This window comes from Daejeonella sp. (assembly GCF_037719425.1).
GTDB lineage: Bacteria > Bacteroidota > Bacteroidia > Sphingobacteriales > Sphingobacteriaceae > Daejeonella.
Window position 1 is genome coordinate 1 of record NZ_JBBJNI010000049.1, and the last position, 26,232, is coordinate 26,232.

Consider the following 26,232-nt stretch of genomic DNA (forward strand, 5'->3'; position numbering starts at 1 on the left):
GTGTTGTATAGTCTTTACGACCATAACCACTCAAATCGCTATAACCCATATCATCCGTCATTATGTAAATGATATTCGGACGTTGCGATTGAGCAGTTGAATTAATAAAAAATGTGAAAGAAAGAATCATTAGACTCTTTCTTAAATGATATTGAAGTAGATAAATCATAAACGATTATTTAGATTATAATGGTCATGCAAGCTGACTGCTAACATTTGAGAACTAGCTAACGCAGGGAATTTATTGATTATCCAGCCCGGAACAAATGCCCAATTCAAAATATAAATGGAATTTATTAACTATAGCTGAAAAGTGAATGTTGATCCGATCCAAGTCTTATGCTTGCACTTAGCTGCAATTATATCTCCATTCCTGTTTTGTCAATATTTTGTTGTAGGCAATTTACTCTTAAACGTCCATTATAGTTTTTCTCCAACAGCTACAACCATTTCGCATGGCCCAACAAAGCCGTTTTCAGTTTCAAACTTTTGAAATTCACTTTCAATTTCCTCCCAGACTGATTCTTTATCTTGGTCAGATAAACCGCTCATCATTTGATGCAAAGCGCCGAATGATTCTTTTTCAAACCGTACGCACTCTTTTGTCGATGAGAGCTGCAAAGGAGAATTAACAAGTTCAGATCGATTTCCAACTGAAGGAAATCTGCAGAGCATTTGTTATAATGATCAACATCAAATTATTATTTTAGCTCAGGCTTCGGCAGACAGCTGGTCTACTTAACCTCTCATCAAATCAAAACTGTAACGCGAAGGAAAGTGGCAGGAATAGAGGTCGTATTTATTATTTCGCTTTTATTCTGACTATTAAATAAAGCTTCAAGTTCAGTCTGCAAATCTGAAGCTTTATCGTTTTTTTCGGCAGCTTCGAATGCATTCATCGTTGGTCCGTAGTACGTTTTAAATAACGCAACTAATTCGGTAGGAGTGCAATCGGCATTAAAAGTATATGTATCACGAACAAAAGATATTTTTTGTTTAGCAACTCCAGCACTTTCAAAGCGCTCAATCACATTATCCTCAACACCCCAGAGCATAGGGCTGATGAAACCATCGGGAGGAGGCGGTGTATAAGAAGAACTGATTTGTGCTACCAGGGTTGGATCGCCCGGTATCCAGTTGCCCATAACAATCTTGCCGCCCGGACGGGTTACACGAACCATTTCTTTGGCAACATCAAACGGTTTGGGTGCGAACATAGCCCCAAAGATGCTAACTACCATATCAAAAGAATGATCCTTCAATTCATTCAAATCGGTTGCATCGCCTTCCTTGAAGATGATATTGGTAAGTCCTTCTTTTTTTGCACGAAGATTTCCTGCTTCAACAAGGTTTGAAGCAATGTCAACACCTGTAACATCTGCACCTAATTTTGCAGAAGGTATTGCCGTGGTGCCATCGCCACAGCCAAGGTCTAATACCTTAAGACCCTTTGTGATTCCAATTTTAGCAACCAAGTCTGACCCGCTTTCTCGCATGTTTTCTGCGATGCGGGTGAAGTCACCCTTTTCCCATAATACTTTGTTTGGATTCATATTAATTGTGTCAGTGATTATAGTGCTGACTCCGCACTTTTTTGTTTGCATACTCTATTCGGTTTTCAGCATCACCGTTTTTAAGTTGTCAAATGTATAATTGTTACTCTCCAGCTTTCAGGTTAGCCGAGTTCCCGAGCATGAAGCACGACGTTCGAGTATTTGGGGAGGCAGAATCTATTGCTGATCTGCCGGGTACAAGCACTCATTGAATATATATAATTGAAGTTAACAAAAAAGCCAGATTTACAAAAGTTAACCGCAACAACTACTGATGCATGCAAATAGCTAATGTTACATTGTCAAGCCCTTGTTTTGCAAATACTTTTGTTGTGCTTTTGATCTGCACTGTACTCATATCTTGCACATAATAGATCTGTGCATTGCTGGAAGCAGCGGTAATAATTAAGAGCAGAACAAAAATTAGCTTTTTCATAGGTATTAATTTTAAGTCAAAAGAACACTTAATTCACTTATCTGGCAAAACTGGTTCTCTTTTATTTACATTGTGGACTGCGAGCAGTTTCCATTGTCCCTTATCTTTGATAATAACCCATGTGAAAATTCCATGTCTTGGTTGTCTGGGAGTACCGTCAGGATCAAAGTCACCCCTTAATCCCCAACCAATATGCATAATGGCTAAATCCGGCTTTAAATACTTCAACTCCATGCTATCAGTTGTCCACACACTGCTTTTAAACATCGTTTGGTGCTTTTGCTTATGGTCTTTTACCGCTTCTGCTTTCCCTTTTAGCCATGTGCCCGCTACAGTTACAAAATCCACATCTTTCCTGAGCATAGTGCCCATGGAATCCATGTTGTGAGTGTTCCAATATCGCTCCCATGTAGCAGGAAGCAGTCTTAACGCAACCAGATCTCTTGAGTTATATGTTTTACTCGCTTGGCCAAAGCTGGATAAGGAGATAACAACAAAACTTGTTAGGATGCAGATATATCGCATATGTCTCAATATTATAATTTAATATTCTCAATAATCACATCCCAATCCGCAAATCTTCACTGCTATGCAGTATCGGCCGTTCGGCTATAACAGGAATAATGTCCCCGCTTTCTTGGGTCTTCTTTAATAATGGATAATGATTCTTTTTCCATAGATCAATAAATTCATCTGCGTGCCCCCACTTTATCTTATAATAATTTTCCATTTTAACATAGTTCGTCGCAGTGGTAGTCGATTGCCCGTAAACAGGATTCGCTATAATTAAGGCAAACAATGAAAGGGTCAGAATTATAAACTTTTTCATATTTTGATTTTGATTTAAAACTTTTCGGAACTAATTTATCATAATGTAAGGGGCTAAAAATTTAAAGTTTTACCCTCTAAAATTCATCCCTATCCAATTTTCAAGACTTACCAGATTTGTAAATTCTTTCTTTGTTGACTCCACATCCTTTATAGGAAAAACGCTTTTTTCATCCATATACTTGAACATTTTATAAAGACCATTACCCATGAATACTCTCGTTATAAGTACTGGCAGCTTTTTATATTCTATTTTTTTGTTCATCACTTTCGTAAATGCTTTAGCCACTTCCTGAGTACTCAAATGTTCTGCTGCCAGTGGAATGGTTCTACCTAGATATTCTTCACTATTCTCGAATATTTTTGCGGCCGCTTTACCAATATCCTCTGTTGCTATATATTGAATTATTGTATCTCTGTTAATTGGTTGTACCAGTTTTCCTTTCAGTATTCCCTTTTTTACCTGCGGAATTAGAAAATTTTCATAAAATGAAGTAGGTCTGATGATAGTAAAGGGTAACCCTGTTTGCTTAATATGGTTTTCAATTTCGAATTTGCTATCCATGTGGGGAACTCCGGTATTGTGGTCAACTTCGCAGGCCGAAGAGTATAAAAAATGTTTTACTTCAAACTCTTTTCCTAGTGTTGCTAATGTAACCCCCTGGCTGATCTCTTTTTTAACTCCATTTTCAAAACTTTGCACACTAAAGATCCCATATACACCCTTCAAATGTTGACGATAAGTATCAGCATTGTTTAAATCGCCTTCTACCAACTCAATATTTAGCTTTTTTAAATTTTCTGCTTGAGTTGAATTTGTTTTCCTTGTAAGCACTTTTACAGTAAAACCTTGCTGCACTAAATTTCTAGCAACCGCACCACCTTGTTTGCCAGTTCCACCTGTTACAAAAATTGTCTTGTTAGTTGTCATAGTTCTTTCGATTTTGGTTAAGTTTTAATCATCAGACTGAATTGCAGGCGACGGTACCGCTTGGCGATGTGCCGTTATTTTAAAACTAACTGCGTATAACCCATGCTTAATTTATAAATAAAAGTTAATATTTATTTCTATCGCCAGGAGTTATTTGTTAGCGGCTCTCGTTTTCTATCGTTAATTTTAACTGTCGTTTATGTTCACCTAATAAGCGAAAAATAGCATAAATACCAATTATCATTGGTAAGATCGCGGTGTACATTCCTGAAAAATAGTAATGTTCTGTAGTTTTATAATAATAGTTCGGCATGTTCGCAACTTCTGTACCGTTTATACTTTGAGTTAAACTGTTGCTATTTGAAGGGTCGATTTGAGGTTCTAATAGCGGAAATATAAAATGTGTAAATTCGGCTACTCCCGGGCCAATAAAAATAAACCACGCAATAAATCCTGCAATAGGGATTCTCTTATAAAGCCCCAATGTTGTTAAACTGCAAATTACAGGGCCCGCTAATGCGAATACTAATAAAAAACTTTTTTCTGTCCAGGGAATATTGAATAATCGGCTCATTGCTGGACCGAACCCAGTTAAATATTCTTCTATAATATGAATCTGTAATGCAGAAACTGTTAGTACAAAGAGGGGGAGAATAATTTTTGAATCTGTTGGATTTTTTAGATAAGTAAAATGCCAAAAGAAAAATCCGATCACCGCTGAACCTCCTACAATAACTACAGGTGGGAGTCCTATTTTAATGTAGCCAATTATTGGTGCTATAATGCAAAAAGCCATTGCAGCTGCTACGCTAATTACTTGTGTCCGTTTTGATGTTTGCATTTTCTGGTTGTTTAGTTGATCTTGCACCCTTGCCCACAACGATTTGGCACTTGGCGTAGGGGGGAATTAGAAGTGCAAATAACTGTAGGATTCCAAATGTTCCATTTAGAACTTCTACCTGCGTTTTATCGAGCCCTTGTTAGCGGTTCGTTGTTGTTGTTTTTTTTTGGAAGTCAAACAAATAGTAACTTAAGTAGAAAAGGAACGAGATTCATGTCACCTAGCATAATTCAAACCAGATGTCAGCTGTTGTTTTTCTTTCTCTGGATGTTTTAAGAATTGTCTTATTGTCGCCAGGTGCGAAAGTAAAACAAGAGGCACTATGAACGAGGGCAACAAGTTAAAAGGAAAATATAGAACAGCAATATTTGGTTGATCAAAAGCAAACTTCTGAAAAGGAAATGGTGCTGACAGAACTGCATTCGCAACAATATTCATAAGTAGAACTAAACAGATTAAATTCCAAACCAAGATTATCTTTCGGTCTAATTTCTTTTTTATAAAACCGAAGTAAAAAATAATGGGAGCTGTCAGCCCAGATAGTATATCAAAGTTTCTTCCTTCAAATGTCATAAGTTCAGGCACGGTTTTATGAATGAATAGCCAAAAGAGAACAATTTCAACGGGAATTCTAATTGTATGTAAAATCGTTAAAGTCTTTGCGTCCAGACTGTCAATATAACGTTTACCCCTTGACGTTGTAAATAATCCAATTATTAGAAGGAAAGGTGGCAAAACTAAAAGCAGAAACCTTGGTGGAATTGTGTCCGTCGCGGTGTAAAAACCTGATAGTCCGATAGCAGTTTGCAATATTAACCAGGTCAGTAATACTATTAAAGTCGATTTAGAATTATTGGTCGCTTTGTAAAATAGTGTTAATGTTAAAATTGTAGTCAGCCCAAAAGATATGCTTACGTATGTCGGTAAATTTTCCATAGGTGTGGTGATTTTTTAAAATAACCGCAAACAGTTTTGGGTTTAAGTTGTGCCCGATTAAAAGCACTCAATGCCGCCCGAGCACTAAAGTAGTTAAAAGCATAGTAGAACGAACCCCGTCGCCCTCGTATAATTTAAATCTGGTTAGCAGAAGTTGCTTTTACCCAGACTTAAGATTTCCTATAAATCTTTAGTCCGCGTTTTTCTAAAAGGTTCAAACTTAAAATAGATATTTAATAGTCCCAGAACTGCACCAACTATTATCCCTATAATAATACTCTTTAAAATCAAATGGCATATTGCATTTAAGTCATTTAAATCGACATCAAAAAGTCCTTTTGTAATTAAACCAGCAATGATTCCCGCAGAAATTGCTGAAAAAGTCACTATAAAATATCTAAAGTTGGTCGGTTGAGTCATGATAAATTTGATGAGGTCAGATGCGATTTATTGGTTTTTGCAATCTCTGCTAACAGTTTGCAAGTTAAAAATTTGCGGTTTTACTCGCAAAACTCTTTCAGCCAGAACTAAATTAGATAACGTTTAGGGCTTTGCGAAGAAGGGGAATTCAACGCACAAATGTTCAATAAACCACAAATGTTGATTGAAGTACAATGTTCAAATTAGCACTTCTGCCACTTTTTTGCAAAACCCTTGTTAGCAAAGCCTTTTCCCACGTTTAATACTTCTGTCCAATTAATTTTTGGTCTGTCTTTTGGATAGCCAATTTCAGTTCTGTATTCTTTTCTGTCATTCGTAAAATCCCACCATTTTTTCGAGTAATCCTTGTTTTTGGCAAAATCAACTACCAATCTAAATTGGTCTTCCACACAAGGGTCGGTTTTGTAACCTTTCTTTTTTTCATAATTGTCGGTCAATTCCGCACCACTTTTTCCATTCAATTCTTCAACGCTGTAATAACCCAAAAAAATTAAATCTTTCGCAAACTCGATTCCGATTGACGGAATTTGTTGAAAATCAGCTAAAGCATAAATTTCCTTTGCCCGTACTTCTGAAATATTTAGTAATACTGCTAATTCGTCAGATGCATACTCCAAAATTTCGTATTTCTTTATTTTGTTCTTTCGCAGATTTTTTCTTTCTGTTTCGGAAAGTTCCAATTTTATGTTTGACCTACTTTTCATAGTCATAAAAACTATTCTTTTAGCTTGAAATATGGATTGTAAATAAGTCCGATAACATTTCCGAATGGGTCTTTTAGCGTTGCAGTCATTATTTCTCCGCCAGTATTATACGGTTTTTCATTTTCCGTTGCTCCCAATGACGTAAGTCGGTCATAAACCTTTTGTATTTTCTCAACTCCCCAATACGAAACAACGCTTTCTATTTTTTCGCCTTTTGTTCTTTCTTCTGGCTGAAGTCCCAATTCGTATCCGCCAATATTAAATCCGACGTAATATGGTTCATCAAAATAGGCTTTCGTTTCAAATGCTTTTGCATACCAATCTCTTGCTTTTGCATACCAATCTCTTGCTTTTGCGATGTCGCTAACTTTATAAATAGTGGTTCGCAAACCTAAAATTGATGTTTTTTCCATATTTTTTCTTTTTGATTTAATTCGGCTTTTTCTTGGGAATAACCAAATTGTACAAATAAGGTTAAAATTCCGATGAATATTGTTCTTTGCATAATGTTTGTTCAGGTTGTTGCTAACGGTTGGCGGGTTGAAGTTGTGCCGGTTTTATAGAACTTCTTTGCGCGTAGCACTAAAGTTGTTAAAAAGCAGAACAGATCGAATAGCACTTCAGCCGGCATAACTTAAATTTGCTGTTAGCGGCTGGTTTTCCATCTCACTTCTGCTTCTGAGATCATATAATATCTGTCCTTATGCTTCTTAACCGATGGGCCAAATAAATAATATTTCTTCCTAAACCCCCAAGCGTAGGGAGGGCCCCATATCAAAGTTCCTGATGTTAACGGTTTGGGTTGTTCAATTTTTTCGATGGTGTAAAGCTTACCATTATTGAAATAAAGTTTATTGGGTCGAAGATTTACGACTCCAGTGTCGCCAGGATATGAAGGTGAAATCTCGTTATTGCAAGTCAAGTCACGTAGATATGAAAGATACGTGAGGAAAACGGTGTCTTTAACAGTCCGCCATCGTCCACATGATATGTCATGAAACAGTTCATATCCTAGTCTGTACTTAAATGTTGAATCTGAATTAAAAACAATATAATTGTTTTCATTAAGTGAGTCATTGAAATATTTTCCGACTAAGCGATTTTGTCCAATAGTGGTAGCCGTTAATAAGATCAATATGAATGATAAACAGATTTTCATGGCTTGCCGCTAACGTTTGGCAGCTACCCAAAGGGCGGGGCAAATCACGATAAAATTCAATTTAAGACAAAATTCGAAATTAAGAGTAAAGATTCTTAGGGGAAGAATCCCCCGCCTTTTGGGTAGGTGCTGTTATACGCAGGCGCTTAGTTTAGTACGCGTACCTTTTTTGCTTTCAGGTATTCTTTTAGTTGTTCCAGGGTCATATCAGCAATCTCTGTTGAGATTTTTTCCTTTATTTTTCTGAAGGTTTCAACGGTATCAAATTCTTTTGCTTTTATTTCCTTTTTCGTTTTAGTCTTCATAACTGATTATGTCTTTAGGTGATCTTATTTCAAGAGTCGGATAACCTGAACGTAAATTTACAGAATTATACCCTCGAATCCGATAAACATTCACAATGTGTTTGAAATTCCAGCTTACAAGAATGTCAACTTTGTGTATTGTGGCCAAAGCAATGTGCACACAGTCGTCAAAGCTCGTTTTGCCGCGAGATTAATCGCTTCCTCGCTCACCTTTACAACCTCTAAATATTCCTTTGGCAGATTCTTGAAGAAATCTCTTACTCGTTTGGGTGCCGAAAATAGCTCGCCTTCGGACAAATCCGAGTAGACACAAATTACCTGACCCAGTCTTACCTTTTCGAAGAGTTGAATAGATATTTCATCGAATTCGATGTCATAAACTCCCCCAAATACAGATGTGTCAAAATAAAATCGTTGGATCATCAGGTAAATTTACAAAATTTCGTTCGGGTCTGGTATTTTTTGAGAAAGCGGGAGGTTGAGTATAACGGTTTGCGGGTTTAAGTTGTGCCGGTATTAATACCACTGTCTTTTGCCGCGTTGCACTAAAGTAATTAAAAAGCAGAACAGATCGTAGAGCACCTCAGCCGGCATATCTTAAACCCGTTGTTACAGGCTGGCGCTTAGAAGCAAATGACAATCCAAAGCTGAAAAATAATAGAACGTTTATCTTTTCTTTCTTTCCATTTTCAATTCTCGCTCAATTAAGAAGTCGTTAATGTCAATGCATTTGACACCATTTTTCTCTGCCACGCTAGGGATCTTATTTGGTTTCGTTTTGCTCTCGTTAGTTATCAATATATAATTGTGGGTTTTACAAAAGGCTATTAAGTAAGGATCAGCTTCTTCCTTTCCCTCGGCTTGCTTCTTGGCGTCAAAAAAACCTGATTTATACTCTTCATTAATAATGGGAATAGCGGCATTTATACTTGCCGCATCTGTAGGAACAACCAACTGTTTTTTCCATTTTTTGACCCATTTCTTTAGAAATTCCTGTTTGCCTTCGTAACTGTTGATTTCTTCTTCAACAAAGTCAATAGTTTTGAAAAGTCCCTGTTTGATTAGCTCTTCGATCTCCTCCCAAATAGCTGTAAATACAGGATTTTCATAGTTGAAAGTAGATTCGAGCCTTATGAATGAACTTGTGTCCATCACATAAACATTTTTGCCCTCATTAAAATCTAATTGCATCTGTTAAACATTTAACAATTGACGGGTCTTAGAAATATAGGAAAGCTTTATTCCTAGGAAATCGGACAAATCTTTAAGGTCAATCCGATTTTGATCAAATGCTGAGAATGCAAGAGATACATACGCTCTGCCTTTTTCCTTTATCGTTTCTTTTGCGAGGTTTCTCCCCTCTGGATGTTTGGCTCGTCCAAATGACGGCTTATTCCAAGCTAAATGTCTGTCTTTATAATATTCAGCCGTTGTTAGATTGCTTTCCAGCAAACTTCTTAAGATGGCTAGCGGGCCAACATGAAAATAATTAGCTAATTCAATTAGGTCTTTTTTTGCCCAAATTTTATCGCCTTTTGCCGCTTGTTCAATTACGATTTTCATTTGTAGGAGCTCTGATACGGGGATTAGTATCTCAGCTGAAAATGCATTGCACCATTTTTCAATTTGGAGACTGGTATTATAAGATAAATCACATAGTCCTCCTTCATTCAGGATTATATGGCCCAATTCATGAAATAATGTAAAAATTTTTGCAGTCGCTGGTTCCCCTCCTCGCTTTATTCCTATTATTGGTATATCCTCATCCACGATAGAAAAGCCTCTTAAATTGTCTTGAGTCAATGTTAATTGGAAAACAGCAACTCCGATTGATTCTATCTTCTCAACATAAGCTTCTAAGCCCAAATTAACATTTGTGTATTCCCGGATTTCACTTAGATTTAATTCAGTACGTATTTTTTGTGCTATCATTAAGGGGTTATCCTGTAATGATGCTTTGTATTGAAATCGAGGCGATAAAATTCCAGCATCTTGCTTTAACTCCATTAGAGAAATAGCAAGTGCCCGTGCTTTACGAACCGCCATAATGGTTTTTTCGTGGAAGTTTCCTACGAATTTAGAATCAATTGTCCTCCTGTCTGGCGGAAGTGGCTTCTCTTTTGGTGGGTTAGTTAGTAATAAGGTCGCAATGGTTCTTTTATATGCTTTCGAAAAGTCTTTTAATTCCTCCAAAGTTGGCTGCCTTTCTCCTTCTTCAAGTTGTATCAGACGTTTTGGAGGTATACCCGTTTTCTCCGCAGCATTTGCACGATTTAATACAATTGCTTCTCTCGCCCATACAAGGACTTTATGATTTACAGCTATAGTAATGGGATCTTTCATCTATGTTCTTTCAAATTTAGATATTATTTCGATCCTTTTATGTGGTTCTTTTTGTACGCTTATGGCCTTTCCGATTATACGTCGGGATCGCATTGTCGTTTGTTGCGCTTGCCTGTAACTTATTTATACATCTTATAAAGTCAGACAAAGCCAGCCGTATCCGGCGGCTTGCTGCTACTTTAGTATCTTTTATTAAAAGTAACACTTAAATATCAAGATCATCGAATGGGCTTTTAATATTTTGAATGCTTTTGGTGCTCACATGCGTATAGATCTCTGTGGTCTTGCTGCTGCTATGGCCCAGAATTTCCTGAATATATCTCAAATCAGTTCCGCTTTCCAGCAAATGGGTTGCATAACTATGCCGTAACCAATGCAATGTTACTGGCTTTTGAATTTTAACTTTTAAAACTGCTTGATTTAATACGCTGGATAGGCTTTTTTCACTGTACTGATCCCCGGCATTCTGACCCTCGAAGAGCCACACCCGTGGCCGGTATAATCTGTAATACTGTTGTAATTGTATAATTATCTTTTCTGACAGAGGCACAATGCGGTCTTTTTTGCCCTTCGATTGTTTCACAAGCACCAATTTTCTTTTCGAATCGATATGTTGCGGTTTAAGGTTTAAGAGCTCAGATCTTCGTAACCCACAGCTATATATGAGGCAAAGCATGGCTTTATGTTTTATATTTCTGGGGGCGTTTAAGATAGCTTTAATCTCATCCTTACTAAGAACGTTTGGAAGTAGTTTCTCCTTTTTCGGCCTGTGGATTAGATTAACATTAATCCGAACGTCGGACTGAGTATTGAAAAATAATTTAATGGCATTGACAACCTGATTCTGATAGGAGGATGACAGCTCATTCTTCAACAGAAAGTTATTGTTAAACAGGATGACGTCGTTATTGGTGATTTCACCAATTGTTTTATTATGGTAAAAGGTCAGAAACGTTTTTAAAGCGTTGATGTATGTGTTGATCGTGCTCTCTGCATATCTCCTGGAGCGTAGCCAAAGCAAAAAACTATCTATGTGTTCTCTTTTACCTTGAAGCTTATCTTTGTCAGTCTCAACTTTAAACCGGGTACGATTTTCCTGGGTGTCGGGTAAATGCCATACCCCTAATTCATCGCTCCATTTAGCATCTTTGAGTTTCTTGAATCTCCTGACAAGAAGTTCTGTTTTTTCAAACTCTACCGCGATACGATTATGTCCCCGGTTTCTAATAACCACTGCCCGCCATGTCGAATCACTTGCGTCTGAATTTTCGTTATTCATAATTATCCTTTCGTCTAACCAACAGATACGAGTCACCATTAAGTTTCATATACCCATAATCATAACAGAAATAATAGGTATTTCCCTTTTGAGTGTTATACAGATGAGTATGATAGGTCAGATCAAAACCGTAACGCAGCAAATCGTCCCTTCGTAATTTTACCTTATCGCCGGTACAGAGCTTCGTAAGGATAGAATAGTTTTTCCTGAGTATAGCATTGACCTGCCGCAGGGCAGAACTTGCGCCTGCTTTGAGTTGATTGTTGTAATTGCTGCGGCATTGATCATCGCAGAATTTCTTATCGGCCCTTCCCCGGAGAGGAGAGCCACAGTCTAAACATTCACGTTCCATGTCTTAAAGAATATTTAGATGAAGTTAATAGAAGACGTTTGCAAACGGATATAAGCGTGTATATCCGTTTATCCTCCGGTTAAAACTTATGACTCAGCCCATCTTTGTTATGTCGCTGGCCGAGGGCCGGTCAGTGTTCGTTAATGAACTATGAAAATTTTAACACCATGAGCAATTTAAGAAACAGTGTACGCCTGATGGGATTTTTAGGCACAGATCCTGAAGTCAAAACTATCGGGGAGAAAAAGAAGCTGGCAAAAGTGGCCATCGCCACCAATGATGCGTATAAGAACGATAAAGGCGAAAAGATCGAAGAGACTCAATGGCACAATTTGGTGATGTGGGACGGACTCGCAGCAGTAGCTGAAAAGTATCTGCATAAAGGTTCGGAAGTGAGTGTGGAAGGCAAGCTGACCAGCCGTTCTTATACCGATAAGGATGGTGTTAAAAAGTATTTCACCGAGATAGTGGTGAATGAGTTACTCATGCTTGGCAAAAAGCAAGGGTAGATTTAGATGAGAGGGCAGGGGGTTAGACTTCCTGTCCTTTTTTAAAACTCGAAATCGGTCCTATGATAAACTCCGGGACGGGCGTGGTCACCCTCTTTAAAATCAAACTCAACAGCAGCGACGCCTTCAAGCTCCGTTATTGAGTACGTAGCTTCGGCAAGGTATGCCCGGGCGCCTTCACTTCCAAAACGCTGAGTCAGGTACGTGGCATCGGCAATACTCACGTATGCTTTATCGCCCTCTAATTTCTTCCATACCAGTTTAATCTCGGGGTATTTTATGTTTAAGGCATCAACCATATCTGCAGGTTGCAGATTAGCCATGTCGGCGGTGGGATCCCTTTTAATCTGCATGGCATGCGTGGTTTCATCAATTTGCACCGTCCACGGCAGAACAAGAGTTTTCTCACTGTCCATGCTCCCCGCTTTTTTCTCTGTTGTGACAGTCTTAGACGGTTCGCTCTGGCAGGAAGCAACAAAAAAAGATGCTACTACTAAGTATTTGTATAGTTTCATCGCTTATGGGGTGCTATGTGCTACGGGTATGATTTTGCCGTTAAAAAACTTATGGCCTGTAAGCGCAAAATCAGCAATATACTTTCCCATTTCGAAAGCCATAACCGGTGACTGGTAGTCGGGGAAGGCTTTCTCCAGCATTTCTGTCTGCGCTGATCCGAGTGCAAGACAATTAACGCTTATTTCCCGGTCGGCGAGTTCCATGGCGAGGCACTCCGTAAGTATATGCAAAGCAGCCTTACTTGCTGAGTATGCTGCGAGTCCCGGGAATTTCTCACTGCCCTGGAAACCACCCATACTTCCAATATTTACTATATGGCTTTTAGGAGGCATCAGTGGCACAATATTCTGGATCATCTTTACGTGGCCAAGCAGATTGTTTTGAAGCATCTCGGCAAAATCCAGCTGGGAGATCTCCATGAATGGTTTATTTATCAATGACCCTGCATTATTGATGAGAACATCCACGATACCCATCCGGTCTTTTATAAAGGGTATTAGTCCTGTTTCGTAGTCATCATGAACGATATCGAATTTGGCACTGTACAGGAAGCAGTCCGGGTTTAAAGCCAGTGCTATTTCCTGTAATTTGCTTAGCTTATCTTGTGATCTTGCCAGGGCAACGACCTTATGTGAGCCTATTCCGGTTAACTCCAGGACGGACTCAAATCCAACTCCGCTGCTTGCGCCTGTAATTACTATATTCATTTATTATTTTGTTAGCTGGCTTACCGGATTTTTGATCAGGTAAAAACCATCGTGGATCAGTTTAGTTAAAGACGGCTCGTTTGACGCTTTCATCTCCAGATATATCTTTATATCGGCGGCAGTCTCGATGTAAATATTCTCATGGTCCAGTATTTCCAGTATCTCCATGGAACACAGCCAGTCTTCACGAAAGTTATTTTTAATCTCTTCCCACACTATAGGTAAACCTTGGTAAGATGTATGGTTCTCACGGCAATGACGGACCTTGCGGAAAAGTTCATGATATCTTTTGGTAGCGTCGTCGTACTTCAAATGATATGTCGCAGTTTTAGATATCGGAGCTATTGCCTCGAAAGAATCCTTGTCGGCTGCTCCACAGTATACTGAGACAATCTTTTCTCCAACGGCCATGTCGTAAGTGCCCCAGGTTGGATCGAAGAATATATTTCCATTTTCATCTTTAACAGTACAGTCAGAGAAAGCGATCAGGATAATCTGGTCATTCTTTCTTGTTATTGATTGAACAGTACCGCTGACGGTTAGTCCACTACTGAAATGGAGGTTTGCTTTTTTATTGACCAGTATCCCAAGATCTTCCAGTTCCGTTTCAGATGCATTTTCAAGAGGGCGGTTGAAATAGTGTAAGCGGCCGACCGGTGATGAGAATCCATCTGCGTGATATTTCTTGTCGTGGCCTTTAAGCTGTATGTTTTCATAAGATAGAGCAGAGGGCCCCGTCGTTTTAATAAATTGCAGCTCGTCGTTCGAGTTCATACCCATATCCGTAAAAGTTCCGCTCACCTGAATGCCGGAGCTGAATACCGCTGTACAGATATTTTTACATTCAATAGCTTTCAGAATGCCTTCAGAGCCGCCTCGGCGAAAAGCCATCGTGTCAGCAAACTGCTCTAATACATTTATCAGGTTTTGGAAGTCCGAAGTTACAAATAGCTGCGGCTGCGGCTTGGTGATGTCAAAAGGGCAGTTTATAGCATCCAGGGTATACCAGTTCTTAGTAACCTCAGGATTCATACAAGTTGTGCTCTCTCCTATAGAGGAAAGCAGCCCCGCTCCGTAAATTTTTGGTTTCTCTAAAGTCCCGATAAGTCCGTATTCAACCGTCCACCAATGCAGCCTGCTCAGCAATGCCATTTCAGACGGCTCACCGAGGTTCTTTTGACAGAAGTCTACGCGTTTTTCTGCTTTCCTTAATAAGCCGGGATCAGCATCATGCATCTCCTTTAGAATTGAAAGCTCACGAATAGCTTCGTAAAGCTCAAAATCCTTTGAAGAAAACATTGCCTTTGCGCCAATAGAACCAAAGTAGCTTAAATATTCATGGTAATCTTTGTCGGCAATAATTGGAGCGTGGCCAGCAGATTCGTGAATAATATCAGGCGCCGGGGTATATTCGATATGATGAAGCTGGCGAATATCAGCAGCTATCACAAGTACCCGGCAAGATTGGTACTCCATAAAAGCCGATGGCGGGATAAAACCATCCACTGTAACAGCTCCCCACCCTATTTTCTTTAAGGCATCGTTCATTTCCTGCAGATCAGGAACTTTTTCAATGGTTAAGCCCGCAGCTTCCAGCCCCGGAATATATGGGTAGTATGCAATGTCTTTCAGATAGCTGTAATTCTGGCACATAACATATCGCCAGACTGCATGATCGACCGGTGTATAGTGCTCATAGTGCTGCTCAACAATGAATTGCCTCAAGTGATTAGGTAATTTTTTTACCTGAGGATTATTGAAGTCATTAAAGCCTGCCATTGTGTTATTTTTAGGTTATAGCTGCTTGTAAAGTTACGGATTTTTTCAACCGCTTGTTTTTACACTAAGCCTTTTTTGCCATGATAACCTAGATAATTTTGTACTTTTGATGGTACATAACACTATGAAACCATCATGATTTTGCCAAAACCCGCAGGGGCATGATAATCAAATCATGATAGACCTGCCTACCGCCAGGCAGGTTCATCACCGCTAAACACAATAAATAGACGGATGAAAAAGCGAATTCTTATTACTGGTGCTGCTGGCTTTATTGGAAGTAACCTGGTCCGCAGTTTATTGAAGGATGGCCGCTACTGGGTAATAGGTTTCGATAATTTTGACCCCTTTTATCCTCGTGCTGAAAAGGAGAAAAACATAAGTCCTTTTGAAGGTGACAGAAATTTCCGCTTTTATGAGGGAGATATTCGTCACCGGGCCGATCTCGATGCGCTTGATGATATTGATGTTATTGTTCACTTAGCTGCAAAGGCCGGTGTAAGGCCCAGTATCAAGGATCCGATTCTTTACCAGGAGGTAAATGTTGGCGGAACCCAGAATCTGCTTGAGTTTGCGCGAAGAAGAGATATTAAGCAATTTGTGTTCGCATCATCAAGCAGTGTTTATGGAATAAATGAAAATGTGCCATGGTCGGAAGATGATAAGCTTATGCCAATCAGCCCTTATGCCTCGAGTAAGCTTTCGTGTGAGATGCTGGGACATGTCTACAGCCATTTATATGGGATACGTTTTCTGGCCCTTCGGTTTTTTACAGTATACGGACCGGGACAAAGGCCTGACCTTGCTATTCATAAGTTTTTCAAGTCAATAATAAATGACCAGCCTATTCCGGTCTTTGGAGATGGCTCTACCAGCCGCGATTATACTTATGTTGAAGATACTGTTAAAGGTATCGAAGCAGCAATCTCATATGAATCCTCAGATTTTGAGATAATTAATCTTGGTAATCACCGTACGATAACGCTTCAAGACTTAATCACTTCAATAGAAGCCTCGTGTGGTAAAAAGGCTGTCATAGATCGGCAGCCTGAACAACCGGGTGATGTGCCTCAGACTTATGCCAATATCCATAAGGCCCAAAAGCTGCTTAAGTATCACCCATCAACAGACCTGAAAATGGGGCTGGACAATTTTTATTCCTGGTATCTAAAGGCTCAGGACTTGTAGCGCGGTCACAATGTACTGATTACTGTTTACCGATTACTGGTCACTGAACCTCAACCTCCCTCTCTCCTAATTGTTTTGGATAGAAAATAAAATAGACTCCACTGAAAGACAATATAGCCGAGATGCAATAAAAAAGGAGACTGATGATAACAGCAAGATGCTGATCCATCTGGAAATATTGTGCTCCGTATACAAAGACTAACTCCCTCGCCCCTAAGCCACCTACTGTAAAGGGGAAGATCGCAACCAGAGATGATAAGAGAAACATGAACAGGTATGGAGCAAATTTGCCTTCATAATTCAGTGCGTATAATAGAATTATCACAGAAACAACCTGCATCGACTGAACAAGAAGCCCCTTGCCGTGAGTCAGTAAAAAATTATGGCTGTAATCACCGAAGTAGCGTCGCATAACAAGATAGTAGACTATGCTTCCTGTAAGAACCGCAATAATGGGGATCCAGTTAGGTATTCCTAAATATGGGATGAAAATAACCAGCACAGAGATAATGAGCCCTAATGCCCATAACCCACTTAGGCGATCGAAGAATATAGCCTGGAAAAGGCGCCTGCCCTTAATGGAAAATCTCTTTCTTAGCAGGAATATTTTATAGCCATCACCGCCAATACCACCCGGGAGGAACAGGTTGTAGAACATCCCGAGAAGGTAGATCTTGAAATTATATAGAGCTGAAATATTCAAGCCAATCCCCCTGAAAAAAGTGTTTAACCGGGATGCGGATATGATCTGTGAAATTACAAATGCTACGAAAGCAAAAAACAGGAATAGAGGGTTCGATTCGCGAAACGCATCTTTCAGGTCTTTCACCTCTACCTTTCTTGATACCAGATAGAGAGATAAACCTGAGATTGATAATTTTAACAGAAGCTTAAACAGTTTCCAGCTTTTCGTTTTGTCCATTAAAGATTCGTCTAACCTGGTAGGTCTTTCTGTTAGTTCCTTCGAAGTATGTCCGCACGTTTATCTCAGCTAATATTCCGAATGTTATAAGCTGAATGCCTGCAAGTAAAAGTATGAGACCTAAAATTAAAATCGGCTTTCCCCAGATATCCTGACCCATTATTTTAAGGATGAGCAGGTAGATATTGATCAAAAGCCCCAAGCCAAATGAAATAAAGCCCATTGTTCCAAATAGATGCATTGGCTTCTGAATGTATTTCCTGAAAAATACCATGGTGATCAGATCAGCCATGACCTTAAACGTACGGCCCAATCCATATTTTGAAGTGCCGTGAATGCGGGCATGATGCTTTACGTCTACCTGGGTTATGCTGGCGCCCTGAAGCTTGGCTAAAACCGGAATGAAGCGATGGAGCTCCCCATAAATGCCAAGGTCTTCCGCTATTTCGCGTTTAAATATTTTTAACGTACATCCGTAATCTTTGATGTAAACACCGGTCATGCGACGGATAATTGCATTCGCAATTTTTGAGGGGATCTTACGGAGAAACATTCCATCCTGGCGGTTTGCCCTGTTACCAGCGACAACATCCCAGTCTTCATCTTTCAGCTTTTGAAGCATAGAGGGTATATCGGATGGATCATTTTGGAGGTCACCGTCGATCAGGGCAATATATTTGCCGCTGGCATGGTCAATTCCCGCAGTCATTGCAGTACTTTGGCCGTAGTTTTTGCGAAGCTCAACCAGGTTATTCCGGTTATCGGCATACTCCCTGATCTTCTTCTGAGTACCATCTGATGACCCATCATCTACAAATATCACTTCATAGTCAATACCACTCAAAGCATTGCGGATCTCCGTTAAAAGGGGCTCAATATTATCCCGTTCGTTTAAAACGGTGATCACAACAGAGAGTTCTCTCATTTTACTTCGTAGAATTTTAGGTCCTGATATGTTCGTATCAATCTTGCACCGGGATCCTGCAAATCCCGGTCAAATGTAAAATAATAACCCGGCTTCACCTTATCTTCGGTGAATTTCACCTGCTCCATTCGCGTCCGTTCAATATAGAAAATTAAGCGGTCATGGAATGGGATTTCCAGTTCTCCCGGGTGGTATTGGTAAAAGAAAAATGGCTTTCCCTTGCTGATATATCCCATTTCTATTGCCGCCGCTTTATAATAGTTTTCTATTTTGTGGTATGCACGATGCGGCAATACAAACAGACTAAAAGCCAGTCTTACTGTTAAAAGCAGACCGATAAATCCAAGGAGTTTCTGAGTCTTAAATCTGTAGATCAGCCATGTACACACACAGCACATGGCGAAGATCAAAATCACTTTCAGTTCAAGTAAAGAAACGTATAACGAAAGGTTAAAAAACAAAGCAGCCGGGACGGCCATGGTGACAAGTATAGACAGGCCGAGAATAATCCATTCAAAAGCCTTATCGGTTTTGGGCAGTTTATCCCGGTAGGTATAGTAAGCGTGGCTCCAGATTAAGAAGAGGAGAGGGTATAACATCAGCAAATATCGCGGGCGGGTTTGAGGCGATAACCAGTAAACCCAAATGTTTGCAAAGAAGATAATCGCAATATATTTGAGGAATCGGTCGTTCTTAATCCCCGGAATAAAACTCTTATGAAAGCAGAAAAGCAAAAGCAAGCTCGCAGGGAACAAGTGGCCCGCATGTTCAAATGGAAATTTGATCATGTACAATGCCGTTGCCAGAATCCCAAATTCAGTTGCAGTCCTTTTACTGCTCTGAGCCCAAATCGTAACTAAGTAACCCTCCAGGTTTGGATTGTATTGGTAGTAATTCAGGAAGTAGGCGCCTATTATCATCAGACAGAAAATCCCGCTAAGGATATGCTTCCAGCTAAATAGTTTCTTCAGGTTCCCGGTATAAGCAAGCAGAGCAATTAATGTAAAACCTTGAAAAACAACAGAGGGCAGACCTTTGCATAAAAATGTTAACGCTGTAATAAAGTAAGAAGTAAAGAACAGCCAGAACCATTGCTTTTTTTCAAAAAAGTAAAAGATCAGCATAAAGGAACCAAATGTTAGCCAGGAGTAGAAAATATCGATATGCCCGAGCATGGAATCGTAAACAAGCATCCTGCCATTGACAAGGAAAAGCAGTCCGCTCAGCACTGCAATCCGTTTGTCCCTGATAAAATAGCTTACCGTATAAAAAATAGTTATGGCAAACAGGAACATTGGAACTATCGCCGGAAGGCGGGTGACAAACTCCGAATAGTTGCCTGTCAGCAAATAGAGGCCCGCGAGTAACCAGTTGTAAAGCGGCGGCTTATTGTAGTAGTACTCGCCGCCTATGGTTGGAACAGCGTAGTTCTTAGAAATTATCATTTCCAGTGCTACATTGGCCCGTGTCGGCTCATCAGCAAAGAGGGGCAGAAGTCCCAGGTTAATAAAGAATACTGGTAGTGCTAACAATAGCAGAAGAAAAAACGCCTTTTCAGGATACTGGTTCAGGAATTTTTCAATTTTCTGCATGGGGTATGCAAAGATATAAAAAGCAAAAGAGAGATCTGAACTAACAGATCTCTCTTTTTATATCGTATTGAACTTCTTTTTTACATGCTGGCCTGAACCGTATTTCCGTTGGAAAGGAAATTAGAAACAGCGACTTCCTGATCAAGGTAGTTAGAAGTGTAGTTACTTGCTGGGCCGTTAATAAATAACAAAGTTTGGCCTTTAATAGTGTTTATGATCGTGTTTGTCAATTCAACCGGGAGGGCAGGGCAACCATGGCTTCTGCCTAAACGACCTGTTTTATTTATAAATGACTGGCTTACGTACTCAGCTCCATGAACCACTACTGCGCGGTCACGTGCATTGGTGTTAAAGCCTTTATCCATTCCTTCAAGTTTCATTGAGAATCCGTGCTTGCCGAAATAAGTTTCACTGGTTATGTAGAAACCAAGGCTGCTTTGATGTGAATTCTCAAGATTTGAAAAGTTTGTCGCCATATCACCGCCGCTGCCCTGTCCATGAGCAACCAATGTGTTAAATAATAATTTATGGCTTGCAAGATCAACTATCCAAAGGCGTTTCTGGGAACTTTTGCGGGTAAAATCAATGATTGTCAGGATCTGGCGTTCCGGAGAAACCAGGTTAGTCTTTTTAAGATTGTAATACCCCACCAAAGCTTTTCTAAATACATTAGAATCTAATCCACTTGCTGCAAGATTAGCTTTTTCATATGATGAATCTACGTGTTGATCAAAAAGTTCGGTGTTAGAAAAATTAACTGTTACCTTGACAGATGCTGAGTCTGCAGGTGTATCAAAAAATTGTAGTTGTGATTTTCTTACTGATACCCAGCTTATGGTTGGTAGTGTTGTGACAAGTAAGAGCAAACCCATTGCCCAAATGGTGTGTTTCTTCATAAATTTTCTCAGTTAATGTTTCTTAAACGTAACAGTTTAGTAAAATATTGTTGTGAGTCAGAATAATTGGAACGGTTATAGTCAATACCTAAATTGTATAGTCAAATATACAATCTTAATTCGGAATGATTGTCACGTGAAAGTACTAATGGTTACATATTTATGCTCCAGGGGGCCTCTGAGAGCTGTTTTAGATAATTCTTGGAACTGCCGAAGCTGTCTACCCAACTAACAATCTCTGCACACGAATTATGAAAGTTTTTCGAGGGCTGGTATTTTAATTCATTTTTAATTTTTGAAATATCCAATACAGAATTATTTCCCATAGACTTTAAAACGGGCTTACTGATTATGTTAGCGGGATTGTTCTTCGAGTTGAGGAAGAGGAGCATCTTCACCAGACTCTCCGGCAACGTTAGCGGCAGAAGTTTTCTTTTCTCAACTGCGGATGAACAATCCACCGCAAGGTCTCGTAACAAATATGGCTGATCGTCGGTAATGTTGAATATTTGAAGCTGGGCCGGCTCCGTTTGTTCAAGGTAAAGCTCGATAGCATACCCAATATTATCAACATGGGTCAGGGAACTTTGAGCACCTTTCCTGAAAGGGCACAGTAAGAATTTCCCCTGCACCAGCCTTAGTAATCGGGGCAAAAGGATTCTGTCTCCAATACCGTAAATTGCTCGGGGTCTAAGAATAAGCCTTTTCTGATGATCAGGAATATCTAATTCTACTATGTCTTCGGCAAGAAGCTTGGTTTCTCCGTAATTGCTCAGTTCAGACTGGATGGTAGCCTCATCTTCTTTTACAGGATGATTTTTAAACTGGTATACAGAGGAAGAAGATATGTGGACAAAGGACCTGCATTTTTTGGCCGCCTCGACTACGTTAAGTGTGCCTTCTACATTACTTAATATGAGATTTTTGTAAGTATCCGTATCGGACGCCAGCGCGGCTGCGTGAATACAAACGTCAGCATTGATAGGTTCAATTACACCTGTGATATCAGCACGTATGTAGGTCGCAGTCTTTAAGAGGTTTTGATTAGGCTTTTCACGGTTTCCAATAGCCTGGATCTCGTGCCCTTTGTTATGGAAATATCGGCAAAGTGCTGCGCCAACAAATCCATTCGCACCGGTAATTGCTATCTTCATTATTGCGATTTAATTTCTAAAGCAAACAGGGCTGTTTCGGTAGACAAATGCTAACCAATGGCTACAATATCCTTCAGCCTTTTATTATTACATCCAAAAGAATAAGAATGTTTTAATAAAGATGCATCTTAAAGTTGATAGGCCTTTAACAAAAACGCCGCTCTGAAAGAGCGGCGCTGATAGTAGATTTCTTATTTATTTTAACAGGTTCTTCCAGCTGACAAGGTTCCCGATTATACGGTCCAGCTCTTCAGACCCTACTCGCTCTTGTTCCATACTGTCCCGGTGCCTAATGGTTACCTTGTTATCTTCAAGAGTTTGATGGTCAATTGTTATACAGAAAGGGGTGCCGATCGCATCTTGCCGGCGATAGCGTTTACCAATAGAATCCTTCTCATCATACTGAAGGTTGAAATCCAATTTTAGGGTATCCATTATCTCACGCGCTTTCTCCGGCAAGCCGTCCTTCTTGGTAAGCGGGAAAATGGCTGCTTTAACCGGAGCCAGGCAAGGGTGCAGGCGTAGAACTGTCCGCGAGTCTTGTTTATCTTCGGTACTCAGGTCCTGTTCTTCATAGGCATTACATAAAGTCAGAAGGAACATACGGTCAAGGCCTATTGATGTTTCAATTACATACGGAACATAGTTTTTATTCTCAAGCGTATCGAAATACTGAAGTTTCTTGCCTGAGAATTTTTCATGCTGGCTAAGGTCAAAATCAGTACGGCTATGTATACCTTCAACTTCCTTAAAGCCAAAAGGGAATTCAAATTCGATATCTACTGCCGCATTAGCATAGTGGGCCAGCTTAACGTGATCATGAAAGCGGTATTTTTCAGCAGGAGTTCCAACAGCGAGATGCCATTTTAACCGGGCTTCTTTCCAGTGCTTGTACCATTCCATCTCAGTTCCTGGCTTTACAAAGAACTGCATTTCCATCTGTTCAAATTCACGCATCCGCATGATGAACTGACGTGCGATAACTTCATTCCTGAACGCTTTTCCTATCTGCGCAATCCCGAAAGGAATTCGCATCCTGCCTGACTTCTGTACATTTAGAAAATTCACGAATATTCCCTGTGCCGTTTCTGGTCTAAGGTAAACCTGGTCCGAATCTTCTGCCATCGCACCCATCTGGGTGGAAAACATCAGGTTAAACTGGCGTACATCAGTCCAGTTACGTGTTCCCGAAACCGGACAAGCTATTTCATGCTCTTCTATCAGGGCTTTTAAGGCCGGTAGATTGTCAGCAGCGAGCGCTGCGTCCATATCTGTCTGAAGTTTCTTTGCCTTTTCTGTTTTGCCGTCCTTCTCATAGCGGGCTATTTTATCTTCTATTAAATTATCCGCACGGTATCTCTTCTTAGAATCCTTGTTATCAATCATCGGATCAGCAAAGCCATCAACGTGGCCGCTTGCTTTCCAGATCTTTGGATGCATGAAAATAGCTGAATCGAGTCCGACAATATTATCATTCAGCTGAACCATACTTTTCCACCAATAAGTTTTGATGTTGTTTTTCAGCTCAGCTCCAAGCTGCCCGTAATCATATACAGCACTTAATCCATCATAAATTTCACTCGAAGGGAATACAAAACCGTATTCTTTCGTGTGAGATATAACATTTTTAAAAAGTTCGTCGTTGTTTTTGCTCATAACGGGACAAAGATAGTACTGCAAATCAAATTAATTGAGAGTTGAGAGTTGAAAGTTGAGAATTACCCTGAACGACTTTGTTCTACTTGTATTTAATTCTCCATTCTCCATTCTCAATTCTCCATTCAAATACTAACTTTGAACCATGAGCATCTCAGTATCCAATCTTACTAAAGATTACGGCCGGCAAACGGCTGTTGAAGGGATATCTTTTGAGGCTTCGGTAGGGAAGGTGCTCGGGTTTTTAGGGCCTAATGGTGCTGGTAAATCCACTACCATGAAGATACTGACCTGTTTTATCCCTCAAACATCAGGGAGCGCTAAGGTTTGTGGTTTTGATGTTAACGAGGCTCCCGTTGAGGTGAGAAAAAATATCGGATACCTCCCTGAGCATAACCCCCTCTACCTGGAAATGTATGTTAAAGAGGCTCTTGGGTTTATTTGCGATATCCATCAGATAGCGAATAAGCAGGAGCGGATCAAAGAGGTAATTGAACTTACTGGCCTTGGCGCTGAACAATTTAAAAAGATCGGTGCCTTGTCTAAAGGTTACCGGCAGCGTGTTGGTTTAGCTCAGGCTATATTACCGGATCCTAAAGTTTTAATTCTGGATGAACCAACTTCAGGGCTGGATCCTAACCAGGTGGTAGGAATCAGGAGCCTGATCCGTGAATTAGGGAAAACTAAAACGGTTATCCTTTCAACGCATATCATGCAGGAGGTTGAAGCAGTTTGCGATCAGGTTATCATTATCAATAAGGGCAAGATCGTAGCGGATGGTGAACTGAATGAGCTAAGAGAGGGATATCCGGGGAAAAATTTAGAGGAGATCTTTATTGAACTAACGAACAAATAGTAGTATTGTCCAGGTTTGGATAAATATATTGCCTTGTTGGCGCATTGGTTTTATCTTGATGCATTAGAAAATGACTGTTTTACAAATATTATTTAGAGCGTTGCTCGCGGGAGCGTGCCCGGGCTTTCCGCTTCAATCTTTTTTAGGCTCTGCCAAAAAAAGGATTTCCGCTTCAATCCCTAACGCAATGCATCGTATTGAAATAAATTTTAGGCAAGAATAACGTGGTCGCCATTCTATATAAGGAAATCTCTGGCTTTTTCAGCTCTCTCGTAGCATATATTACTATTGCTGCTTTCCTTATTGTGACCGGGCTTTTTCTTTGGGTGTTTCCCGAATCCAGTATCCTCGATTACGGCTATGCTGGCTTAGATAGCTTTTTCAATATAGCACCTTACATCTTCATGTTCCTTATTCCCGCTATCACGATGAGATCGCTCGCTGAGGAAAGAAAGGACGGAACATTTGAGCTTCTGGCAACCCGGCCAATTACAGACTGGGATATAGTGTTCGGTAAGTTCCTGGCTTCAGTTGCGATCGTGCTTCTTACACTGATCCCAACGCTGATCTACTATATTACTGTTTACCAGCTTGGTGTTATCAAAGGAAACGTTGACACGGGTGCCGTGATCGGATCATACATTGGTTTGCTTTTGCTGGGCTCAGCGTTTGTTAGCTTAGGCCTTTTCGCTTCCTCACTTGGAAAGAACCAGGTTATTGCTTTTACTATTGCTGTGTTTTTATGCTTCTTGTTCTTCAGCGGGTTTGACTCGTTCAGTCAAATTCTTTCGCTGCAAAGCTTTGGCAGCTTTATAACTGGTCTAGGAATTAATCAGCATTACCAATCCATTAGCCGTGGAGTTCTGGATACCAGAGATCTGATCTATTTTCTTAGCTTTTGTGCCGTGTTCCTCATTTTAACCAAAACAATATTGGGAGGCAGGAAATGGTAGAACAGCGTAAAAAGGATTTGATCTATCTGGTCGTCTCGTTGGTGGGGGTAGTCATCATTAATCTAATTTCTTCACAATACTTTACCCGCCTTGATTTCACAGCGGAAAAGAGATATACACTTTCGCCGATCACAAAAGACCTACTTAAAAATTTGGATGATGACATTCAGATCACGGTTTACCTTGAAGGCGATGATTTTCCGGCAGGATTTAAACGATTGAGAAGTTCAACATCTGACGTCCTTACTGATTTCGAAGCTTACTCCGGGAACAAGCTGAACTTTGATTTTGTGAACCCAATGACTGGCAACGAGCAGGTTCAGCAGGAAAACTATCAGAAACTGATGGAGAAGGGCATTGAACCAACAAATTTGAATGTCACGACTGGAAGCGGCAATTCTCAGAAGGTCATTTTTCCGGCCGCGCTGGTCACCTACAAAGGAGTGCAAATACCTGTCAAATTATTGCAGA

The 26,232-nt window shown here is 40.0% G+C and carries 32 protein-coding genes; 5 read left to right on the forward strand and 27 right to left on the reverse strand.

Features of this window, described 5'->3' with window-relative positions:
* Positions 1-420: 420 nt before the first annotated feature.
* The 18 genes from WKF69_RS08390 to WKF69_RS08475 form a co-directional block, all read right to left on the reverse strand.
* Positions 421-675: a hypothetical protein gene (locus WKF69_RS08390; RefSeq protein ID WP_340381150.1), complete on the reverse strand. Its 255-nt coding sequence runs from the start codon at positions 673-675 to the stop codon at positions 421-423.
* A 74-nt stretch (positions 676-749) separates the two neighbouring features.
* On the reverse strand, positions 750-1,553 hold the full coding sequence (locus tag WKF69_RS08395; RefSeq protein WP_340381151.1) for a methyltransferase domain-containing protein: 804 nt from the start codon (positions 1,551-1,553) through the stop codon (positions 750-752).
* 268 nt (positions 1,554-1,821) lie between these two features.
* Positions 1,822-1,989, reverse strand: coding sequence for a hypothetical protein (locus WKF69_RS08400; RefSeq protein WP_340381152.1), 168 nt, complete (start codon positions 1,987-1,989; stop codon positions 1,822-1,824).
* A gap of 33 nt (positions 1,990-2,022) precedes the next feature.
* The gene (locus WKF69_RS08405) at positions 2,023-2,514 is read right to left on the reverse strand and encodes an SgcJ/EcaC family oxidoreductase (RefSeq protein ID WP_340381153.1); all 492 of its coding nucleotides are present in this window, start codon (positions 2,512-2,514) and stop codon (positions 2,023-2,025) included.
* 34 nt (positions 2,515-2,548) lie between these two features.
* Positions 2,549-2,818: a hypothetical protein gene (locus tag WKF69_RS08410; RefSeq protein ID WP_340381154.1), complete on the reverse strand. Its 270-nt coding sequence runs from the start codon at positions 2,816-2,818 to the stop codon at positions 2,549-2,551.
* A gap of 69 nt (positions 2,819-2,887) precedes the next feature.
* Complete coding sequence (locus WKF69_RS08415; protein ID WP_340381155.1) at positions 2,888-3,748, reverse strand: NmrA/HSCARG family protein; 861 nt, start codon at positions 3,746-3,748, stop codon at positions 2,888-2,890.
* Between the two features lie 157 nt (positions 3,749-3,905).
* Complete coding sequence (locus WKF69_RS08420) at positions 3,906-4,589, reverse strand: hypothetical protein (protein WP_340381156.1); 684 nt, start codon at positions 4,587-4,589, stop codon at positions 3,906-3,908.
* Between the two features lie 216 nt (positions 4,590-4,805).
* Positions 4,806-5,525: a hypothetical protein gene (locus WKF69_RS08425; RefSeq protein WP_340381157.1), complete on the reverse strand. Its 720-nt coding sequence runs from the start codon at positions 5,523-5,525 to the stop codon at positions 4,806-4,808.
* Between the two features lie 180 nt (positions 5,526-5,705).
* Entirely contained in the window at positions 5,706-5,945 is a 240-nt protein-coding gene (locus tag WKF69_RS08430; RefSeq protein WP_340381158.1) for a hypothetical protein, read from the reverse strand.
* A 203-nt stretch (positions 5,946-6,148) separates the two neighbouring features.
* A complete protein-coding gene (locus WKF69_RS08435) occupies positions 6,149-6,646 on the reverse strand; it encodes a helix-hairpin-helix domain-containing protein (protein ID WP_340381159.1) in 498 nt (165 codons plus the stop codon).
* 35 nt (positions 6,647-6,681) lie between these two features.
* A complete protein-coding gene (locus tag WKF69_RS08440) occupies positions 6,682-7,083 on the reverse strand; it encodes a VOC family protein (RefSeq protein ID WP_340381160.1) in 402 nt (133 codons plus the stop codon).
* A 233-nt stretch (positions 7,084-7,316) separates the two neighbouring features.
* Positions 7,317-7,829 (reverse strand): hypothetical protein, encoded by a 513-nt coding sequence (locus WKF69_RS08445; RefSeq protein WP_340381161.1) that lies wholly within the window; start codon positions 7,827-7,829, stop codon positions 7,317-7,319.
* Between the two features lie 146 nt (positions 7,830-7,975).
* Complete coding sequence (locus tag WKF69_RS08450; RefSeq protein WP_340381162.1) at positions 7,976-8,134, reverse strand: hypothetical protein; 159 nt, start codon at positions 8,132-8,134, stop codon at positions 7,976-7,978.
* Between the two features lie 114 nt (positions 8,135-8,248).
* Positions 8,249-8,557: a hypothetical protein gene (locus WKF69_RS08455; RefSeq protein WP_340381163.1), complete on the reverse strand. Its 309-nt coding sequence runs from the start codon at positions 8,555-8,557 to the stop codon at positions 8,249-8,251.
* A gap of 243 nt (positions 8,558-8,800) precedes the next feature.
* The gene (locus tag WKF69_RS08460; protein ID WP_340381164.1) at positions 8,801-9,325 is read right to left on the reverse strand and encodes a DUF4411 family protein; all 525 of its coding nucleotides are present in this window, start codon (positions 9,323-9,325) and stop codon (positions 8,801-8,803) included.
* A 3-nt stretch (positions 9,326-9,328) separates the two neighbouring features.
* The gene (locus WKF69_RS08465) at positions 9,329-10,477 is read right to left on the reverse strand and encodes an XRE family transcriptional regulator (protein ID WP_340381165.1); all 1,149 of its coding nucleotides are present in this window, start codon (positions 10,475-10,477) and stop codon (positions 9,329-9,331) included.
* A gap of 205 nt (positions 10,478-10,682) precedes the next feature.
* The gene (locus WKF69_RS08470; protein WP_340381166.1) at positions 10,683-11,756 is read right to left on the reverse strand and encodes a site-specific integrase; all 1,074 of its coding nucleotides are present in this window, start codon (positions 11,754-11,756) and stop codon (positions 10,683-10,685) included.
* Positions 11,749-12,108 carry a hypothetical protein gene (locus WKF69_RS08475; protein WP_340381167.1) on the reverse strand — a complete coding sequence of 120 codons (360 nt, stop codon included), beginning with the start codon at positions 12,106-12,108 and terminating at the stop codon, positions 11,749-11,751. Before WKF69_RS08475 ends, WKF69_RS08470 begins: the two co-directional genes overlap by 8 nt.
* Positions 12,109-12,275: 167 nt before the next feature.
* Between WKF69_RS08475 and WKF69_RS08480 the strand changes: the two genes are divergently transcribed.
* Positions 12,276-12,617, forward strand: coding sequence for a single-stranded DNA-binding protein (locus tag WKF69_RS08480; RefSeq protein WP_340381168.1), 342 nt, complete (start codon positions 12,276-12,278; stop codon positions 12,615-12,617).
* A gap of 41 nt (positions 12,618-12,658) precedes the next feature.
* On the opposite strand, the gene WKF69_RS08485 is transcribed toward WKF69_RS08480, so the two are convergent.
* Genes WKF69_RS08485 through WKF69_RS08495 form a run of 3 tightly spaced genes read right to left on the reverse strand, consistent with a single transcriptional unit; the run spans position 12,659 to position 15,619 of the window.
* Positions 12,659-13,132: a hypothetical protein gene (locus WKF69_RS08485; protein ID WP_340381169.1), complete on the reverse strand. Its 474-nt coding sequence runs from the start codon at positions 13,130-13,132 to the stop codon at positions 12,659-12,661.
* 3 nt (positions 13,133-13,135) lie between these two features.
* Complete coding sequence (locus WKF69_RS08490) at positions 13,136-13,840, reverse strand: SDR family oxidoreductase (protein ID WP_340381170.1); 705 nt, start codon at positions 13,838-13,840, stop codon at positions 13,136-13,138.
* 3 nt (positions 13,841-13,843) lie between these two features.
* A complete protein-coding gene (locus tag WKF69_RS08495; RefSeq protein WP_340381171.1) occupies positions 13,844-15,619 on the reverse strand; it encodes an aromatic amino acid hydroxylase in 1,776 nt (591 codons plus the stop codon).
* 234 nt (positions 15,620-15,853) lie between these two features.
* Here WKF69_RS08495 and WKF69_RS08500 point away from each other — a divergent pair, with 234 nt between their 5' ends.
* Entirely contained in the window at positions 15,854-16,807 is a 954-nt protein-coding gene (locus WKF69_RS08500; protein WP_340381172.1) for an NAD-dependent epimerase/dehydratase family protein, read from the forward strand.
* A 40-nt stretch (positions 16,808-16,847) separates the two neighbouring features.
* Here the strand turns inward: WKF69_RS08500 and WKF69_RS08505 are convergent, their stop codons facing one another.
* The 6 genes from WKF69_RS08505 to WKF69_RS08530 form a co-directional block, all read right to left on the reverse strand.
* Positions 16,848-17,729 (reverse strand): lysylphosphatidylglycerol synthase transmembrane domain-containing protein, encoded by an 882-nt coding sequence (locus WKF69_RS08505; RefSeq protein ID WP_340381173.1) that lies wholly within the window; start codon positions 17,727-17,729, stop codon positions 16,848-16,850.
* Complete coding sequence (locus WKF69_RS08510; RefSeq protein WP_340381174.1) at positions 17,698-18,654, reverse strand: glycosyltransferase family 2 protein; 957 nt, start codon at positions 18,652-18,654, stop codon at positions 17,698-17,700. Before WKF69_RS08510 ends, WKF69_RS08505 begins: the two co-directional genes overlap by 32 nt.
* Complete coding sequence (locus WKF69_RS08515) at positions 18,651-20,246, reverse strand: hypothetical protein (RefSeq protein WP_340381175.1); 1,596 nt, start codon at positions 20,244-20,246, stop codon at positions 18,651-18,653. The genes WKF69_RS08510 and WKF69_RS08515 overlap by 4 nt, the downstream gene beginning before the upstream one ends.
* An 80-nt stretch (positions 20,247-20,326) precedes the next feature.
* The gene (locus tag WKF69_RS08520; protein WP_340381176.1) at positions 20,327-21,142 is read right to left on the reverse strand and encodes a murein L,D-transpeptidase catalytic domain family protein; all 816 of its coding nucleotides are present in this window, start codon (positions 21,140-21,142) and stop codon (positions 20,327-20,329) included.
* Positions 21,143-21,294: 152 nt separating this feature from the next.
* Positions 21,295-22,296, reverse strand: coding sequence for an NAD(P)-dependent oxidoreductase (locus WKF69_RS08525; protein ID WP_340381177.1), 1,002 nt, complete (start codon positions 22,294-22,296; stop codon positions 21,295-21,297).
* Between the two features lie 195 nt (positions 22,297-22,491).
* Positions 22,492-23,952, reverse strand: coding sequence for a glycine--tRNA ligase (locus tag WKF69_RS08530; RefSeq protein WP_340381178.1), 1,461 nt, complete (start codon positions 23,950-23,952; stop codon positions 22,492-22,494).
* A 145-nt stretch (positions 23,953-24,097) separates the two neighbouring features.
* Between WKF69_RS08530 and WKF69_RS08535 the strand changes: the two genes are divergently transcribed.
* The 3 genes from WKF69_RS08535 to WKF69_RS08545 form a co-directional block, all read left to right on the forward strand.
* Positions 24,098-24,808 (forward strand): ATP-binding cassette domain-containing protein, encoded by a 711-nt coding sequence (locus WKF69_RS08535; protein ID WP_340381179.1) that lies wholly within the window; start codon positions 24,098-24,100, stop codon positions 24,806-24,808.
* A 224-nt stretch (positions 24,809-25,032) separates the two neighbouring features.
* Positions 25,033-25,761, forward strand: a complete 729-nt coding sequence (gene gldF, locus WKF69_RS08540) for a gliding motility-associated ABC transporter permease subunit GldF (RefSeq protein ID WP_340381180.1) — start codon at positions 25,033-25,035, stop codon at positions 25,759-25,761.
* Positions 25,755-26,232, forward strand: a 478-nt coding sequence (locus WKF69_RS08545) for a GldG family protein (RefSeq protein WP_340381181.1), incomplete at its 3' end; no start/stop codon positions are given. The genes gldF and WKF69_RS08545, both read left to right, overlap by 7 nt.